Here is a 19,497-nt window from a genome sequence, read left to right as displayed (position 1 = left end):
CAGAATACTCTGATACAGTGGAGTCAAGACAGGATTCCGCCAACGGATCTTGTGGGACGTAGAAAAGGCATAGAAAAGAAAGAGGTAAAATATGGCAGATAATAAGAATATGACGCAGGAAGAGATCGACAACGGCGAGGAGATGACCGTGACTCTGACATTGGATGACGGCAGAGAGATTGAGTGTGTTGTTCTGACGATTTTCCCGGCAGGCGGCAAGGATTATATTGCCCTTCTTCCGATGGATGACATCGAGGCAGAGGACGGAGAGGTATATCTGTACCGTTACAGCGAGGATGAGAACGGACAGCCGAACCTGGAAAACATCGAGGACGACGATGAGTATGAGATCGTGGCAGATGCGTTTGACGAGCTTCTGGACGAGCAGGAATATGATGAGCTGGTCGGCGAGGACGAGCTGGATCAGTAATTAGGCAGGCAAAAGACAGGACGCCCAGGTACTTCGCAGGCAGAAACGGCGAGGCATCTGGGCGTTTTACATCTTTTCAGGGGTGGTACGATGGAACTGAAACAGGAGTTAAAGCTCAAACAGACCTTGTCCCAGAAAATGATACAATCCGCAAATATTCTTCAGATGGGGCAGATAGAGCTGAAAGAGTACATAGAAGAGATGGCGCTGGAAAATCCAGTGGTGGATCTGGAAGAGCGGGAGCCGGAGAACGGACGGCTGGAAGAAAATGGAGAGCTGAACGAGAAAATCCGCAGACTTGAAGAACTTGCCAGCCTTGACCGCCAGAACCAGACCTATTATCAGGATGAGGAAGAAGAGGCGGGGCGATTAGAGCCGGGACGAAGCCAGGAGGGGCTTTTGGAATCACTTCTGGAACAGGCGTGTATGCTGCATCTGACGAAAAGAGAAGAAAAAATATTCCGCTATATGATCAAAAATCTGGATGCAAGCGGATATCTCAGCGTGAATTTTGGAGAACTCTGCGCTGGGCTGGGAATTGAGGAGACAGAAGGAGAGCGTATCTGGAAAAATTTTGGCAGGCTGGAACCGCGCGGGATCGGGGCGCGGTCGCTGAAGGAGTGCCTGTTGATGCAGCTGTCTTACCTGGCAGAGGACGGCAGCGTGGTGATTGATATTGTTCAGAATGAAACGATGCGAACCGAAATTCTGGCGGCACGCATCATTTCCAACCATCTGGATCTGCTGGGAAAAAACCAGATGAAGCAGCTTGCCCGTGCATGCTCCTGCAAGCTGGAGGAAGTGCTTCTGGCAGCAGCGCGGATCCGGGAGCTGAATCCCAAACCAGGAAGCGGATATGGGGATGAGAGCTATGATAAATATATCGTACCAGATATAATTATCTCACAGACGGAACACGGATTTGAAATGCAGCTTCCCGATGAGACACTGCCGCAGATTGCCATCAATCCGTATTATCTGTCATTGATGAAGCAGAAAGATACCGAGACGGAGGCGAAGGAATACATCGAGGGGAAAATCCGACAGGCTGAATGGGTCTGCCAGTGCATTGGGAAGCGCAATCGGACATTGGCGCGGCTGGCAGAAGAGATTTTGTGCGTACAGGGGGAGTTTTTTGCAAAAGGAAGTGGAAAACTGGCTCCGTGGACGCAGAAACAGGCGGCTAAATCGCTGGGGGTCAGCGAGCCGACGCTGAGCCGGACAGTGCGTGAAAAATATCTTCAATGCCGCTGGGGGATCTTTCCGCTGTCATATTTCTTTTCAAGACACATGGCTGCGGGGGGATTCGGGACGACGGATAAGGGAAGAATGGCAGATCGGGAAGAGGCGGCGAATCAGGAAGAAACGGCGGTTCAGGCAGAAGTGGTGAATCGGATGGAAACAGGCAAAGATCCGCGGGAGGCAATCCGCCATCTGATCAAAACGGAAAATCCGAGAAAGCCGTTCAGCGACCGCGTGCTGTCAGAAAAACTGGCGGAAGCGGGGATCACGCTGTCGCGGCGGACTGTGGCGAAATACCGGGAAGAAATGGGAATCCGGGATGCATCCGGGCGGAAGTGCTTTGGTATCTGACAGAAAACATAGACAGAAAGACAGAGGGAAAACTATGTCATTGCAATTTATAATCGGTGGTTCCGGTTCGGGAAAGACACGGACATTGTATGAAAATCTGATCCGTCAGTCGATGGAAGAGCCGGACGGACGTTTTTTTGCTCTGGTGCCGGAACAGTTTACGATGCAGACGCAGAAAGAGATCGTGATGCTGCATCCGAACCATGGCGTGATGAATATCGATATTGTCAGTTTTGAGCGTCTGGCATACCGGGTGTTTGAGGAACTAGCGATTGAAAATCTGGCGGTGCTGGATGATATGGGAAAATCGATGGTTCTGCGGCGCGTCTCATCGGGCGTCCGGGGAAATCTGCACCTGTTTGGAGGGCATCTGGACAAGGCGGGCTTTATCAGCGAGATCAAATCGATGCTGTCTGAGTTTTTCCAGTACGGCATCACGGAGGAAAAGCTGGAGACGCTGATCGGGGAGACGAAAAGCCCGCTGCTGCGCCAGAAGCTTCTGGATATGCAGGTTTTATACCGGGCATTCCAGGCGTATACCGAGGAAAAAGTGATCGTAAAAGAAGAAATTTTAAGCCTTCTCTGCCGGGTGCTGCCGCAGTCACAGCTCATCCGCGATAGCGTTGTGACGCTGGATGGCTATACGGGCTTTACGCCGATCCAGTATGAGCTTCTGGAACTCTTATTCCGGTGCTGCCGGAAGGTGATCGTGACGGTCACGATGGATCCGGAGGACAACCCGTACCGCGAGAGCGTGCAGCAGAAGCTCTTTTACATGAGCCGTCATACCGTCTGCCGTCTGATTGATCGTGCTGCAGCTGCCGGATGCAGACGGGATGAGGATATTTTGTTGAAAGAAAAACCAATGTGGAGATTTAAGGACAGCCCGGAACTGGGATTTATTGAAAATGAATTGTTCCGATATAGGGGAAAGGTGTATCATTCTGGGAGCGGGAACGAAAGCGGGGCTGCGGCTGAACACGGCCGGGAAAGCCTGCGTCTAATTGAAGCAGCAACCCCGCAGGCGGAAATCTCTTTCTTATGCGGAGAAATCCGGCGTCTGGTGGCATCGGAGGGCATCCGTTACCGGGAGATCGCGGTGATTACCGGCGACTTGGAGACATATTCGCGGGAGATTCTGAGGCAGTTTGAGAAGAATCAGATCCCGTGTTTTATTGATTATAAGAAAAATATTTTAAGTAACCCGATGGTGGAACTAATCCGGGCGGCGCTGGAGGTGCTGCAATCGGGCTTTTCCTATGAATCGGTGTTTCGATTCCTGAAAACAGGGCTGGTGATGCCGCTTGCGGGGCTTTCACCGGAAGTGATCTATCAGGCGGAAAATTATGTAATTGCGCTTGGAATCCGCGGGTTTAAGCGGTGGAACAGTACATGGGAGCGCGTGTACCGGGGGGCAGAGCTTATCAATCTGGATGAGTTAAATCAGTTCCGTGAGGCGGTTGTCACACCATTTCTGCCGCTTCGGGAGGTGTTTTCCAACCGCAAAGCAACGGTGCGCGAGCGGACGGAGGCGCTGGTCCATTTTCTCGAGGCACTTGAGATGGAGCAGAAGCTGGCGGCGATGGCGCAGCAGTTTGAAGAAATGGGCGATATGAGTCTTGCCAAGGAGTACGGGCAGGTGTATGGGCTGGTGATGGACCTGTTTGACCGGATTGTGGCGCTTCTCGGCGAGGAGGTCATGGGACAGCGGGAGTATGCAGAGATTCTGGACGCCGGTTTTGCGGAGATCAAGGTAGGACTGATCCCCGCGGTCGTGGACCGGATCGTGGTCGGCGATATCACGCGAACCCGTCTTTCCAATATAAAAGTGTTGTTTTTTGCCGGAGTCAATGACGGGATAGTGCCGTCTGTTTCGGGACGCGGCGGGATCCTTTCGGAGGCGGATCGCCGGGCGCTGCGGGAAATGCAGGTAGAATTGGCGCCGACCGCGCGGGAGGAAAGCTTTTTGCAGCGATTTTATCTCTATCTGGCGCTGACAAAGCCGTCGGACTATCTCTATCTGTCGTGTGCGGCGTCCTCTGCCGAGGGAAAAGCGATGCGTCCTTCGAGTCTGATGCTGCAGCTGCTTAAATTATTTCCGGAGAAACGTCTGGAACAGCCGGAGGAAGAGAAGGAAGCGCTCTGGTCGCCGGAGCTTGGCATGAGCTGGGTGCTTCGGGGACTGCAGGATGAAAAAAGCGGGGAAAATGACCAGTTTATATCGCTGTACCGATACTTTATTCAGGCAGAATCGTACCGGGATGAAATGCAGGCGCTCTCGGATGCTGCATTTTATACCTATCAGGATACGGGCATCGGGAAGGCGGCGGCGCGGGCGCTCTATAGCCCGATTCTGCGGGGCAGTGTGACGCGTATGGAGCTGTATGCGTCGTGTGCGTATGCACATTTTCTTTCGTATGGGCTGGAATTGTCGGAACGGCAGATGTACGAGATTGCCCCGTCGGATATCGGAAATCTGTTCCATGCGGCGATCGACATGTATTTCACGCGGATGAAAGAGGAAAATCGCCGGTTTTCCGGCATTTCGGAGGAAGACCGCCAGAAAATGGTGGCGGAGTGTGTGGCGTCGGTCACGGAGGAATACGGCAATGCGATTCTGGGAAGCTCGTACCGGAACCAGTATCTGGAACGGAAGGTATACCGGATCACGGATCGGACGATCTGGGCACTGACGGAACAGCTAAAAAAAGGTGATTTTGAGCCAGCCGGGTTTGAGGTCAGTTTTTCACCGATGGATCACCTGAGAGCGATGCGGATTCCGCTTTCAAGCGAGGAGGCGATCCATCTGCGCGGGCGGATTGACCGAATCGATCTCTGCGAGGATGGAGACCGGCTGTACCTTAAGATCATTGATTACAAGACGGGAAAAACGAAATTTGACCTGACGGATATTTATTATGGATTGCAGCTGCAGCTGGTTGTCTACATGGATGCGGCGATGGAGAAGATCGGGCGGGAATACCCGGATAAAACGGTGGTTCCAGCGGGGCTTTTCTATTATCATATCGAGGATCCGATGGTGGAGCGCAAGCCGGTGGAGTCGGAGGAGGAGACGAATGCCGATATTTTGAAGGCACTGCGGATGAACGGGCTGGTAAACGGCGATCGGGAGGCACTGGCACATCTGGATAACCGGCTGGGCGAGGAGGCGACGGCGGATTCGGATGTTGTGCCGGTTTCGATTAAAAATGAGGCGATCGTTGAGCGGCGTTCGCAGGCGGCAGGGGAAGAAAAATTCCGTGTGCTGGGCGCGTATGTGAACCGGAAAATGAAGCATATGGGGCGGGAGATTCTGGATGGAAACATTGCGGCGTCGCCGTACAAAAACGGCCAGAAAACGGCGTGCGATTATTGCCCGTACCACAGTGTGTGCGGATTTGATTTGAAAACGGACGGCTACCAGTTCCGGCGTTTTGATAAGCTGAGCCCGGAGGAGATCTGGGGGAAGATGGAAGAAAAGGATAAGGAAACGGAACGGTAAGTTTGTGTTTGGCTGTGACTGTGGGAATGAAAGAAGAACCAGTCATGAAAAAGGAAAGGGCGAGAAATGGCAGTAAATTGGACCAGGGAACAGAAGCAGGTAATTGAGGGGCGGGAGAAAAGCCTCCTGGTGTCGGCAGCGGCCGGAAGCGGCAAGACCGCGGTGCTGGTTGAGCGGATCATCCAGATGATCACGGAGGGGGAGAACCCGAAGGACATAGACCGCCTGCTTGTCATGACTTTTACCCGGGCGGCAGCGGCGGAGATGCGGGAGCGGATCCAGGCGGCGATTGAGAAAAAACTGGAATCGGAGCCGGAAAATGAACATCTCCAGCAGCAGGCAGTTCTGGTTCAGTTTGCCCAGATCACGACGATCGACAGCTTCTGCCTGCATATCATGCGGGAACATTTTGACCGGCTGGACATCGATCCGGCATTCCGGGTTGGCGATGAGGGCGAAATGCTTCTGATGCGCGCTGATGTGATGGATGGGCTGCTGGAAGATTATTACCGCGACGGCGGGAAACGGTATGAGGAGTTTGTGGACGCGTATGCGACGGGCAAGGCGGACGGTGGAATTGCCGAGTATGTGATGCAGGTCTACAATTTCGCCCAGAGTAACCCGTGGCCGGATGCGTGGTATGAAAAATGCCGTGAGGAGCTGCTCTTGACCGAACAGGGAGAGCTGGAGCAGACGGAGTGGATGCAGTTCCTTTTGCGTGATATTGCATTGCAGGCGCAGGAGTGGAAAATACAGCTTCGGGAGGCGTGGGAGATCTGCCAGGAGACGGGGGGACCGATGCCGTACCTGTCGATGATCGAGGAAGATCTGCGCCATGCGGAGGCAGTCTGCGGGGCAGCCGGTTCGTTTGAAACGATCTCGGAGGCATTGGAACAATTTACGTTTTCGCGTCTGGCGGCGATCCGCGGCAAAAACGGGGAGGTCGATCCGGAGAAAAAGGCGCTTGTTTCCGACTGCCGCAGCCGGGTCAAAAAAGCAGTTGAAAAGTTAAAAGGAGAGTATCTGTTTGCATCCCCGGAGCAGATGCTTGCGGATATGGAAGCTGGAAAAGAGCGGATTTTGGAACTTTTGGAGCTGGCGCAGGAATTTGGACGGCGGTTTAGGGCGAAGAAGAAAGAGAAAAATGTGGTGGATTTTCATGATCTGGAACATTTTGCGCTGGAGATTCTGACAGAACCGGAAGCAGAATGTTCCGAGGCGAAGGAAACTTCAAGTGCAGAAGAAACCGATCAGATGCAGGGGAAAAATGCCTGGACAGTGCGTGTACCAGGCACAGTCGCGGATGAGCTCGCCGTGCAGTACGACGAAATTCTGGTGGACGAGTACCAGGACAGCAACCTGGTTCAGGAGACGTTGATCCAGTGCATCAGCGGTGAACGCTTTGACCGCCCGAATGTGTTTATGGTGGGCGATGTCAAGCAGAGTATCTATAAATTCCGCTTGGCGAGACCGGAATTATTTCTGGAAAAATACAGTACATACACGTCGGAGGAGAGCGCGCACCAGAAGATCGAGCTTCACCAGAACTTTCGAAGCCGGGATCACATACTGGAATCGATCAATGCGATTTTTTACCGTATCATGACGGAAAAGCTGGGAAATATATCCTATACGGAAGATGCGGCACTGCATCCGGGCGCAGCCTTTGAAGAGCGGGATGGCCTGGATGAGTTAAAGACGGAGCTTTTGCTGGTGGATTTGTCGGCGCAGCCGCAGAAAGAGACGGAATCCCCCGAGTTGGATGATGAGGCAGCCGATTACACCGCCAGAGAGCTGGAAGCGCGCATGATCGCCGGAAAGATCCGTGAGATGACGGATAAAAAACGGGGGATCACGATCTGGGATAAGGAGCTTGGCGCTTACCGTCGGGCGCAGTACGGGGATATTGTGATTCTGCTTCGAAGCGTCAGCGGATGGGCGGAAGAATTTATCGAGGTGCTGGCGACGCAGGGGATTCCGGCGGTCGCAGAGTCTCGGACGGGATATTTTAATACGCTGGAAGTCGAGACGGTGCTGAATCTTTTGGCAGTCATCGACAATCCGATGCAGGACATTCCCCTGGCGTCGGTGCTCAAATCGCCGTTTGGCGGCGTTTCTGATGAGGAGATGGCGTGGATTGTGGCGGAACATAAGGCGGGCGTTGACCGGTCGCGGGATGCAGGGCTTTACCGGGCGGTTGTGGAGTATATGAACGAGGATGGACCGGTGAAGTCGAATGACGAAAGTGACGAGTCGTCGATCGCGGATGCGTTTCGTTTTCAAAAAAATAAATTAATTCAAAAGAATAACCTGCGCCGAAAACTCCAAAAACTCTTTACTCTCCTGGATACATTCCGCCAGGAATCTGTTTACCTGCCGATGCACGAACTCCTCTACCGGATTTACGACAAAACGGGCTATTACCGCTATGTGTCGGCGCTTCCGGGCGGGGCGGGACGGCGCGGCAATCTGGATATGCTGGTGGAGAAAGCGGCAGCCTATGAGGCGACGAGCTACCGGGGTGTGTTCCATTTCATCCGGTATATTGAGAAGCTGAAAAAATACAATACAGATTTTGGTGAAGCGCCGGTGGCAGATTCCGAGGGAACGGTGGTGCGGATCATGAGTATCCATAAGAGCAAGGGACTGGAATTTCCGATCGTGTTTGTGGCTGGAATGGGAAAAAATTTTAACAAGCAGGATACGCGGGGGAAACTTCTGATTGACGCGGATCTGGGAATCGGAACCGACTATCTGGACAGTGAGAAGCGCATCAAGGGACCGACGCTCAAGAAAAATGTGATGAAACGCCGAATGGAACTGGAGGCGCTGGGCGAGGAACTGCGCGTTCTTTACGTGGCGCTGACGCGTGCGAAGGAAAAATTGATTCTGACGGCGTCCTCCCGGAAATTGGAGGATCGGATTGCGAAGTGGAGCGCAGTGGCAGCCGAACACGGGGCGATTCCGTATACGATTCTGACGCTGGCTTCCTCGTATCTGGATTGGATTTTGATGAGTATTCCGGAAAAAAATCCGTGGATTTCATATCAGATGGAAACGCTTTCCGACCAGATCGACCGTGAGATTGGCACGCAGATACGCCAGACGTTATCGAGAGAGTGGCTGCGGTGGCTGGCGGGGGAGGACAGCCATTTGTCGAATGACGAGAATCATCCAAACACGCAAAATCGGCTCGAAAATATCAGGCAAATAGAATCGATCATCAGCAACAACTACCATTTCCAGTACCCATACCTGGACGATCTGAGTCTCAACACCAAGATGTCCGTTTCTGAACTCAAGAAAAAGGGCATGGAGGAAGAGGAGGAGGAGATGGTATTTCTGCCGACGCTGCCAGTGTTTATGGAGAAGGAGCAGGAAGAAAAAGGCGGCGCGACGCGCGGTACGGCGTACCACCGTGTGTTGCAGTTTTTGCCGTTTGAGCGGGCAATGTCGAGACAGGAGTTAAATGCATTTCCGGCGAAGTTGGCGGCTGAGGGGCGGATGGATGCCGAGGCGGCGGCGTTGGTGCGCGGCTCAGATCTGGCAAAACTGACAGCCAGTTCATTGGGAAAACGCATGCAGAGAGCGGCAGCAGCCGGGAAACTGTACCGGGAAAAACAGTTCGTCATCGGTATTCCGGCGCGCGAAATGGGCGACTGGGATTCGGATGAGCGGATTCTGATACAGGGTATCATCGACGCCTTTTTTGAGGAGGACGGCAAGCTGGTTCTGGTGGATTATAAGACAGATTATGTGGAAAATTCAGACATTCTGATCCGCCGCTATGAGGCACAGGTGCGCTACTATACCCGCGCACTAGAACAGATGACAGGAAAAAGGGTGGCGGAGCGCTACCTGTATTCGTTCCGGTTTGGGGCGATTGAAGTGTAAGGCAGTGATTCTGGATACAGATAGGCACGTTCGGAGCCGATCGTATTTCCAGTCAATACGCCGGGATATGCGGCGCAGGAGGATCTGACGGAGTACCGGAGTTTTACGGATTATACGGATCAGGGCTTTGTTTATGTCCATGCGGGCTGCCGCGGCCTATAACTTTATAGAGTGGGTCAATGCGTGCTGCGCCCAGAGGAATTAAAATAATAAAATTAGAGAAATAAGTTTTGGTTAAAGGGTATCATCCGCCATCAGAACCGCTACCTGCGTCAGAAAATTCTCAGGATTTTTGTGCTGGGGCGGTCCCTCCAGATAGAGGTGGCGGGCGGTGCCCTTTAATGGAATCTGATATTTGTTTGCATACGCACAAAGATGCTTCACAATTACAGGAAGACCTTCATAGGCACCGTGATAAAAGATACAGAGCGCTTTCTGGCGGGGCAGGGTGACGAGATGTTCACCCCGGCTTTCCGGCGGGACGGCGATGCAGCAGGTAAAATCGCCCGGATTCGAAAGGTTGTATTCGGTGAAAAACATATGCTGGGTGGTGTCAGAACCATATTGGCGGATCGCCTTGATGAAGACGCCACGTAATTGCTCTTTCTTGTCTTCAAGTTCTGTCGAATGCAGATCCTGGCAGTAAACGGTCTGGGCGGGAAGTTCTATCTGTCGGATTTCAAAGTCATTGTGCCCTTTTGAATGTTCTTTTAATTTCTCAATATTCCGGCTGATCTCGTCACGCAGATCTTCCAGACGAGTGATCAGCGGCTCCAGATCCGTCGTGCCGTGATAATAGGCATAGATATCATCCAGCGACAGACCGAGATTCTGCAGAATGCGGATGCTCCGGATGCGCGAGACGGTGTCTGCTGTATAGTAACGGTTTCCATTGATACCGTCTCTCTGATCCGGCAGAATAAGACCCTTGTCTTCATAATTTAAAATCATGCGCCGGGTCACTTCCAACGCTTTGGCTGCCTCGCCGATCGAGAGCAGCCGTTTTTTATCGTGCGTCATAAAACCTCCTGTTAGATATCCATAAGATGTGCAATCATGTATATTTGTCATGTAGAATTCTGGTGCAATTTTTTACACTCATAGTTTTTTATAATTACATGAAAAATAAGTAAAAATTATATAAATTAGCTAAAAAGGGATTGTATCGCACATCAATGTACGATGTATAATCATTTTATTGAAAGCGGGATGCTGTGTCAAGTATTCCGCCGATGCAAAACGCCACACAATTTGTCATACTATGCACGTTGAAAAGGAGTATCCGGGCAGGCAGGAGCGTCAGACATTGGGGAGAATGAGTATTTTATATACAGAAAGATTTGATGGCTCATCTGCAAACATCTGCCCGGAGAAACATTTCAACCAAAACGCCTTTATTGTATACCTATGATGCTGCGTTTTATCTGGAAAAATCAAGAAAGAATTGACATTTGAACGCCTTCCATATATGCTTGAACCAATATGATTTTCGATTTGACAGATGGGAAAATCAATGGAAAATCTAAGCAGATATGGGAGGCTTTTATGGATCAGGAAAATCAGACACCACACAAACGGCGTGTCAGATATAAAGGAAAATATCCAAAAAAATTTGAAGAAAAATATAAAGAGCTGCAGCCGGAGAAGTATCAGGACACGATCCAGCACGTGATTCAGAAGGGAAATACACCAGCGGGCATGCATATTTCCATTATGGTGCAGGAGATTCTGGATTTTTTGCAGATCCAGCCGGGGCAGGTCGGATTTGATGCGACGCTAGGATACGGCGGACATACGAAGGCGATGCTGGCCTGCCTGAAAGGTCAGGGACATATGTATGCGACCGATGTTGATCCGGAGGAATCCGCCAAGACGCGGAAACGCCTGGAAGAAGCGGGCTATGGCGAGGACATGCTTTCAATCCGTCTCCAGAACTTCTGTACAATCGATGAGATTGCCAAAGAAGCGGGTGGTTTTGATTTTATTTTAGCCGATCTGGGCGTGTCTTCAATGCAGATTGACAATCCGAAGCGAGGCTTTTCGTTCAAGGTAGATGGACCGCTGGACCTGCGCCTGAATCAGGAAAAAGGCATCAGCGCCGCCGAGCGCCTTGACACGATCGAGCGTGAGGAGCTGGCGGGCATGCTGTACGAAAATTCAGACGAACCGTACTGCGAGGAGCTGGCAAAAGCGATCACGGATGAGATCCGCCGTGGAAACCGGATCGATACGACCACGAAACTCCGTGAAATCATTGAAAAAACATTGGATTTCCTTCCGGAAAAGGAGAAAAAGGAGACAGTCAAGAAGACCTGTCAGCGTGTTTTCCAGGCGCTCCGGATCGATGTAAACCAGGAATTTGAAGTACTCTATGAGTTTATGGAGAAGCTTCCAAATGCGCTTCGACCGGGCGGACGGGCAGCGATCCTGACCTTCCATTCCGGAGAGGATAAACTGGTGAAAGCGGCGCTCAAAGAGGGATATCGCGCCGGTATCTATAAAGAATATTCCAAAGATGTGGTGCGCCCGTCCGCGCAGGAGTGCGTACAGAACCCGCGTGCCCGCTCGACGAAGATGCGCTGGGCGATCCGGGCGGAAGAGTAAAATGAATATAAAAGAAAATATATGAAAAAACAGGGCAGCTGTTCCGAGCAATATGGGAGCGGCTGTCCTGTTTTTATTGTGAAGATCAAAGAGAGTCCATGTGAAAAAATTTCGGGCGCAGTGATGTCTGGTTCTGCAAAAATCCGATTAAAAGAGCAAAAATGTTTTTTTAGCGAGATTTCTGTTTCCGGTGCGTATACTATAAGATTACTTTTCAGAAAATAGAAAAGTGGTCACAGTTGTGAAAGAAGAAACAGCTGCGAAAAAAACAAATCCGCGAGAAAGTTTCGTGAGAAAGAGAGGAAACGCATTGAAACAGGAAACACAAAATGAATTGGAACGATTTAGGGATTATTTGAGAGAACAGGAAAAAAGCAGCCATACGATCGAAAAATACTGCCGGGATGTGAGAAAGTTTTTGATGTTTGTGGGTGAAGAATGGGATAAAAACACAATTATATCGTTTAAGGAATATCTGCAAGCCCATTATAAAACATCCAGCGCCAATTCGATGCTGGCATCTCTGAACAGCTACTTTCATTTTATCGGAAGACAGGAATACTGTGTCCGCACGTTCCGGGTGCAGAAGCGGATTTTCTGCGATGAGAGACGGGAAATGACGCGCAGCGATTACCAGAAGTTAGTTAAGGCGGCACGGGGACGCGGCGATGAACGTCTCTGTGCGATTTTGCAGACAATCGCGAGCACGGGCATACGAATCAGCGAGCTTTCATATATTACAGCGGAATCGCTGGCACAGGGGGAAGTAGTGATCGACTGTAAGGGAAAACAGCGGGTGATCCTGCTGCCGCAGTCGCTGATGCTGTATTTGACGCAGTACTGCCGGAAGCAGCGGATTGTGAGAGGCAGCATCTTTGTCACAAAAAACGGGCAGGCAGTCCGCAGACAGAATGTGTGGGCGGACATGAAATCCGTCTGCACCGAAGCGGGTGTTCTTCCGAGCAAGGTATATCCGCACAATCTGCGCCATCTGTTTGCCAAGATATTTTATGAGCGCGATCACGATCTGGTTCGTCTGGCGGACTATCTGGGTCACAGCAGCGTAGAAACGACACGCCGTTATACGATCATCAGCAGTCGGGAAGCGTGCCGCAGACAGCTGGAATTAGGTTTGTTGATTGATAGGGAAAATTGACGAAAAACATAATGGGAATTATGTCATGAAATGGAAAAAATCTGCATACATATCTAAATATATGATTCTATTATTAAGTTTATCACTTCTGAGAAAGAATTTCAACATACAAAGGCGTTAAAAACAGTACTTGAAATAACACAGATATTCTATCCAAAATCTGGAAAATTCGACAAAAGCTTTGCAAATAAAAGAAAAAATGAAACAGTCGGATATGACATAATTCCCATTATGTCATCCGGGGAGGTGGAGTATGTGAGAGAAGATCTGACGGGGCGCCGGTATGGACGTCTGACTGTCTGCCGGGAAATAAAACAGGCAGCAAAAAGCCGCCGCCATTACTGGCTGTGCCGGTGCGACTGCGGGAAAGAAAAGACCGTGGAGGAGTCCCATCTGAAAACAGGGCATACGAAAAGCTGCGGGTGCTATCGGAAGGAGCTTCCGTCCAGTCGGCGGATCGATCTGACAGGCCGTCAGTTCGGACGTTTGAAAGTGCTTGAAGAGGCGGATAATTCCAACCGGACAGGCGGATATTGGAAATGTGTCTGTAGCTGCGGACGCCTGATTGAGGCATCCAAAGAAAGCCTGTGCGCGGGAAAAACCAAGAGCTGTGGGTGCCTGCAGGCGGAGACACGAAAGAAAAACATGAAAAAAGCGATTCATTTTGTAGGCGGAACCTGCCTGGAACGAATCGCCAACCAGAAAAATACGGCAAACAATACAAGCGGCTACCGAGGCGTCTACCAGCGGGAAAATTCCCGGTGGCGGGCAGCGATCGGCTTTCAGGGAAAAGTGTACAACCTTGGAACCTTCGTAAACCTTGAGGATGCGGTGGCAGCGCGGAAAAAAGCAGAAGAGGAATTGTACGAGCCATTTTTGCGGGAACATGGCGTGAAAGCGGTGCAGAAGGGAGGTATTTAAATCTGCATAAGGGGACCTGCGTTGATGATAGATAAGACAGGAGGCAAAAAGAATGAAAAAAGCGAAGAAAAAGGGGAAAAGTTACAGTCAAGGCTGGTTTGGGCGCCAGTCAAGGCGTTTCATGTCAGTGCTTTTGTGCAGCAGTATGTTGAGCACAAGCGTGGCAAATACAGCCGCATTTGCAGCTGCCACATCCGAAGGAGGGGATGAAAGACAGGAATTTTCATTGGAAAAAGAAGTCCTCAGGCAGGCAATCCGGGATGCTGCTAAAAAAGGAAAGACAGTAAAAGAGGATGCATTTACGTTTTCCGGCGATGAGGCAGAAACCTACGAGGGACTGTTTGAAGAAGGAAATCTATATGAACTGCATCCAGATTTCGAGAAGAAAAACGACCGGCTTACTTTGAAAATGTATGCCCGCTTAGAGGATGAAGAGGACATGGATCAGTATACGATCAGCGGAAATGAAGAAATTATTTTCCTGATGACCAATTCTTCTTCAAAAGAGCGCACCGGACGGATTCTGGTGGATGGAAGAGCCAGCGCATGGATGACGGTTGCGCCATTTGGTGAAGTAAAAAAGCAGGTTGAGCTGGAGACAGAGGAAGCGGTTCCGACCGAGATAGAAAATGAGGTAAAAGAACCGGAAAGTGCAGTTCCGGCAGGAAGTGAAGATATCACAGAAGAGGATACGGCTCTGGAGGACGATGTAAAGGAGCAGGAAAATGCTTCAGATGCAGGTAACAATCAAATAAAAGAAGAAACCTCGGATCCAGAAAAACAGGACAAAGCAGAGCAGAAGGAGCAGGAACCGAATACAGGAGATTCAGAAGATACCTCGGATATAAAAGAAGAACCGGAAGCAGCGGATGACAAGAAAGATTTATCGGAGCTGGATTCTGAGAACGAGAATGAAAAAGCAGGCATGGATGCGTCCGAAACAGATACATCGGATTCAGAAAATGACAGCGCCCAGGACGAAGATTCAGTTCAGGTATCACGTTCGGCTCATTTTTCGATGTTTTTGACTTCAGCTGCAATGGCATCTCCGTCTGATGCAAAAGAAGAAGAGAACGAGAACGATGAAAACGAAAAAAATAAGGCGATTGTAGGCGACGAAGCAGAAGAAGACAATTTTGAACGCATTCTGGGGGATTCATATGAAACGGTAGGCATTAAGAATGCATCCGCAGCCGCATTTGTAACTTCCGCGATGGAGCTTGGTCTGACAGACGTAGCTGTTTTGTCGGCAGTGGAAGTGGAAGAAATTCCACACTGGCAGATTTCGAAGTCTAAAAAAGCTACCAATCTGGACGAAAACTTTGAATCCCAGGTAACACTTTCCCTTCCGTCAGCGGAGGAAAAACTGGAAAATGACATTGTATTTGTGCTGGATAAATCTACCAGCGTGCAGCTGGAAAATGAGGCGTTAGAGATGCTTAAGGAGCTGCAGGCGCAGGCAAAGGAAAATGGCGCAAAAGTAAAGGTTGGAGTCGTTATTTTCAATAAAGAAGCGCACAAGTCTGACTTTATGGATTTGGAAACCCAGTATGATGCGATTGCGGCAGCGATCCGTGAGAATATTAGCAGCGGAACGAATCTTTCGGCTGGAATCCTTGCAGGCAAGAAAATGCTGGATGAGGATACGCAGGTGGCAGCAGGAAGAAAGAGCCTTGTGCTTTTAAGCGATGGCATTACCTATATTTTTGGGGAAAAACCGACGGCGGTTGCCTGGGGATTTGAGAATGATGGTTCAGAACATTCCTGGGCGGGACCGGATAACTGGATTCTTAAATATGGGAATAATAAAGCATTATCGGAGGATGAGTGGAACGAGCGCCTGGGTACAATCAAAGCACAGATGGATAATCAGGGCGATGAATTTGACCATTCATATGAGCAAGGAGAGTTAATGCCATGTACCCCACCTGATGAAGGAAAAAAATATGCCAATAGCGTTGATAAAGCACTCTATCTTTCCTATGAGGCATATCTGGAAGCGGCGAAGGAACAGTATCACTGCTATGCGATGCCGATTGGTTCATCTGCTGGTGAAAGCTATCCATGGGGACCGAGCTTTGTGAAATATCTGGCAGACGGAAAAACGGTAAGTTTTGAAGATATCAAAAATGATATCCTTTATGCCGTCGATCGGGACTCGACTGTGGAAGATTATATGGGTTGGGTCAAGGATGATTACAATTTTGACTTAAAGAGCATCGACCGTCTGACTGTTGGCGGCAGGGAGCTTTCTAAATTGGAAGATGGAAATACCGTTTATTTTGGAAATGAAGACGTGAATGCAGCTCAGTATCGTTTTAAGGTGGAATACGATCCGTCGGATAAAGAAGGAGGAGAACATTTCGTCTGGACGATGAATGAGGCGGTAAAAAATAATGAACCGGTGCAGCTGACCTATACGGTAAAACTGGTAAATCCGAAGAACAATCCAGGAGAATCGTATGGACGGTACGATGAAGACGGAAGCGAAGAGTATGATGGACTTTATACGAACCAGAAAGCAGTGCTGCATCCGGTTGGAAGCGATCAGGAAAAAGGAAAAACGGAAGTATTTTCGAAACCGACTGTATCATATACGATTCCGGGAGGAGAACTTCCGACGATTCCAGAGGGAGGAACTTCTAAATCGAAGACAGCGGAACAGCTGGATGAAAATTTTAAGTCTCAAGTGGCTTTGTCCTTGCCGTCAGCGGAGGAGCAGCTGGTAAGTGATGTGGTGCTTGTCTTAGATAAATCAACCAGCATGGGACTGAAAGAGCAGGCATTGGAAATGCTTCAGAACCTCAAGAAAGAAGTGCAGGAAAAGGGAGCAAAGGTCAAAGTGGGAGTAGTGCTCTTTAACAAGGAAGCTCATACGGATGGATTTATGGATTTGGAGACCCAATATGAGGCGATTGAAGCAGCCATTTGTCGGGAGATTAAGAGTGGAACCAATCTTCACGCAGGTATTTTAGCGGGTAAATCGATGTTAGACCAGGATACAGGAGTGGCAGATGAACGCAAGACGCTGGTAGTTGTCAGTGATGGTATTACCTATATGTTTAATGAGAATCCGACGGCGGTTGCCTGGGGATTTATGGCAGATTCTCCGAAACATTTTGCAGGACCGGATAACTGGAAATCCAAGTATGGAAATAATCAGGCACCGACGGACTGGAATGCATGGCTGACCGGCATAGGAGCCAGACTTTCAGAGCAGAAGGATACACACGACTATCCATATGGAACGGAACCGGATGCATCGCTTATTACACCGGTGGAGGAAGCAGGAAATTATGTGAATTCGATCGATAAGGCATTATATCTTTCATACGAGGCGTACGCACAGGCAGCTTCGGAAGGATATCACTGCTATGCGATGCCGATTACGCCGCCCGGAACGGCAAGTAACTATGAGTGGGGAATGAGTTTCATGCGGTACCTCGCGAATGGAAAGCAGGTTTCATTTGACAGTATAGAAAATGATATTTTGTATGCCGTTGATAAAGGTTCTGTTGTGAAAGATTATATGGGCTATGTGAAAGAGGATTATAACTTTGATTTCGATCATTTAGACCAGCTGACAGTAGGGGGAAAAGCGCTTTCTATGTATCAGGAGGGCAACACCTGGTATTTTGGAGACGGAGAACCGGGACCGCAGAATTATCGTTTTAAAGTGGTATATGACGCGGGAAATAAGGCAGAGACAGAGATGTTTACCTGGTATATAAATGAACCAGTTTCAAACTTTGCACCGGTGCAGCTGACCTATACCGTAAAACTGATAAACCCAAAGACGGCGGATGGAACCTATGGAAAATATGACCGGGACGGCAGCCAGCACTATGAAGGGCTCTATACCAATCAGGAGGCGGTCCTGTATCCGGTAGACAGCCGTGGAAATGAGTATCGGCCAGAAGAATTCCCGAAGCCGACCGTATCATATGTGGTAGAACATGGAAGCCAGGAACCGGGATCTGATCCTACCCCGACCCCGAATCCAGGCAATAACGGAGGCGGAAGCCACGGCGGTCACGGAGGCGGAAGTAGTTCTGGCAGTAAAAAGTCTTCGACCACAACCGCGTCGGGACCGGCAGCCCAGCCGACGGAACCGGTTACGCCGGTTGTACCAGAACCTCAGCCGGTTGTACCGGCAGAAGGACTTCCGAAGACCGGGGATACGGATCGGATGGATGTGCCGATGGCTCTGCTGGCAATTGGAATGATGGCAGCAGCTTATGTATTAATGACGGGCAGAAAAAAGACGGAAGAGTAAGACGAGACATAGAAAAATAAAAATTGCCCGGTTATAAGAGCAGGTTTTTAGGGCGGCGCCAGAAAAAATGGCGCTGTCCTAAAACTATGCTGTTATCTGTTTCGTTTTGTATGCAAATTAATACATCATTTATAAAAATATATAATTTGCTTAACAAATAAAGGCGCAGAACGTTTCACGGGCAAAGATGGAGGGATCGATGCAAAAGTGGACACGGAAAGCAGCGGCTGTGATAGCTGTCATCTGTCTGGCGTTCGGTACAGCGGGGGTGGCAATGCATAAATGGGATGAAATGCGTCAGGAGAAGGCGCATGAAGAGCTGACCGCTCAGGTTGTGGGAATGTCGGAAGCAGGGACGACAGGAGAAACAATGCCGGAGAAAAAAGTGCCAGAAGTGGAAAATGAGATAGATGAGACGGATGCAATAAAGGAGACAGAATATGTGTCAGCAATTGATTTCGCAGTGCTGGATTCCCAGAATCCGGACGTCGTTGCCTGGATTCAGATTCCGGGAACTCAGATCAATTATCCGGTGGTTCAGGGGAAGGACAATGATTATTACCTGCACCGTGACCTGAACGGGCAGAAGAGCACGGCGGGCACGATTTTTCTGGACTATGCCGATCGGGCAGATTTTTCGTCCCTGCATAACGTGCTGTACGGCCATCACATGAAGAATGGAAGTATGTTTAAGGACATTTCCAGATACAAGGATCAGGGCTATTTCGATCAGCATTCAGAAATCATTCTTTATACGCCGGAGCGGGAGATTCATTTAAAAGCCCTGGCGGCTGTCTGCACATCGCCGGATGCGATCCGCCGGAAAACGGAGTTTGCATCGGGAGAAGAATTTGCGTCATATATTCAGCAGATGACAGCGGGCGCGAGCGCGTCCGCGCCGATCGAGGGGACGATCGTGCGTTTGTATTCATTTGTGACATGCAGCTATGAATTTAACAATGCCCGGACAATTCTATATGCGTATGAATCGGCAGAATAGTAACTGTTCCCGGGTAGGCACTTTTGGAACCGAAAGTGCCGTAAGAAAACGTGGTGGCAGCAGGAATTTGCCGTATTTAAATGCAAAGCCACGGCAAATTCCGTTATTGGGCACGTATGCG

Annotated in this window: 10 protein-coding genes; 9 read left to right on the top strand and 1 reads right to left on the bottom strand. The window is 49.9% G+C overall.

What is annotated here, in order from left to right; genetic code table 11:
• Positions 1-91: 91 nt before the first annotated feature.
• The 4 genes from DW739_RS04220 (at position 92) to addA (ending at position 9,419) form a co-directional block, all read left to right on the top strand.
• Positions 92-430 carry a DUF1292 domain-containing protein gene (locus tag DW739_RS04220; RefSeq protein WP_022358993.1) on the top strand — a complete coding sequence of 113 codons (339 nt, stop codon included), beginning with the start codon at positions 92-94 and terminating at the stop codon, positions 428-430.
• A 90-nt stretch (positions 431-520) separates the two neighbouring features.
• Positions 521-2,023 (top strand): RNA polymerase factor sigma-54, encoded by a 1,503-nt coding sequence (gene rpoN, locus DW739_RS04215; protein ID WP_118742670.1) that lies wholly within the window; start codon positions 521-523, stop codon positions 2,021-2,023.
• A 34-nt stretch (positions 2,024-2,057) separates the two neighbouring features.
• The gene (gene addB, locus DW739_RS04210) at positions 2,058-5,525 is read left to right on the top strand and encodes a helicase-exonuclease AddAB subunit AddB (protein WP_118742669.1); all 3,468 of its coding nucleotides are present in this window, start codon (positions 2,058-2,060) and stop codon (positions 5,523-5,525) included.
• A gap of 66 nt (positions 5,526-5,591) precedes the next feature.
• Positions 5,592-9,419, top strand: a complete 3,828-nt coding sequence (gene addA / locus DW739_RS04205) for a helicase-exonuclease AddAB subunit AddA (RefSeq protein WP_118742668.1) — start codon at positions 5,592-5,594, stop codon at positions 9,417-9,419.
• A 234-nt stretch (positions 9,420-9,653) separates the two neighbouring features.
• Here the strand turns inward: addA and DW739_RS04200 are convergent, their stop codons facing one another.
• On the bottom strand, positions 9,654-10,439 hold the full coding sequence (locus tag DW739_RS04200) for a MerR family transcriptional regulator (protein WP_118683898.1): 786 nt from the start codon (positions 10,437-10,439) through the stop codon (positions 9,654-9,656).
• A gap of 525 nt (positions 10,440-10,964) precedes the next feature.
• Between DW739_RS04200 and rsmH the strand changes: the two genes are divergently transcribed.
• The 5 genes from rsmH to srtB all read left to right on the top strand — a co-directional run bounded on the left by rsmH (position 10,965) and on the right by srtB (position 19,376).
• Positions 10,965-12,023 carry a 16S rRNA (cytosine(1402)-N(4))-methyltransferase RsmH gene (rsmH, locus tag DW739_RS04195; RefSeq protein WP_117796375.1) on the top strand — a complete coding sequence of 353 codons (1,059 nt, stop codon included), beginning with the start codon at positions 10,965-10,967 and terminating at the stop codon, positions 12,021-12,023.
• A 310-nt stretch (positions 12,024-12,333) separates the two neighbouring features.
• Positions 12,334-13,179 (top strand): tyrosine-type recombinase/integrase, encoded by an 846-nt coding sequence (locus DW739_RS04185; RefSeq protein ID WP_117796475.1) that lies wholly within the window; start codon positions 12,334-12,336, stop codon positions 13,177-13,179.
• 255 nt (positions 13,180-13,434) lie between these two features.
• Positions 13,435-14,100, top strand: coding sequence for a hypothetical protein (locus DW739_RS04180; RefSeq protein ID WP_117796377.1), 666 nt, complete (start codon positions 13,435-13,437; stop codon positions 14,098-14,100).
• 52 nt (positions 14,101-14,152) lie between these two features.
• Positions 14,153-18,376 (top strand): vWA domain-containing protein, encoded by a 4,224-nt coding sequence (locus DW739_RS04175; RefSeq protein ID WP_118742667.1) that lies wholly within the window; start codon positions 14,153-14,155, stop codon positions 18,374-18,376.
• A 199-nt stretch (positions 18,377-18,575) separates the two neighbouring features.
• Positions 18,576-19,376: a class B sortase gene (gene srtB, locus DW739_RS04170; RefSeq protein ID WP_182427929.1), complete on the top strand. Its 801-nt coding sequence runs from the start codon at positions 18,576-18,578 to the stop codon at positions 19,374-19,376.
• Positions 19,377-19,497 lie beyond the last annotated feature (121 nt).

It is taken from the genome of Clostridium sp. AM28-20LB, from assembly GCF_003480665.1.
Classification (GTDB): Bacteria; Bacillota; Clostridia; order Lachnospirales; family Lachnospiraceae; genus Otoolea; species Otoolea fessa.
The sequence above is the reverse complement of the archived record's forward strand: the minus strand, read 5'-3'. Positions and strand labels throughout refer to the sequence as shown.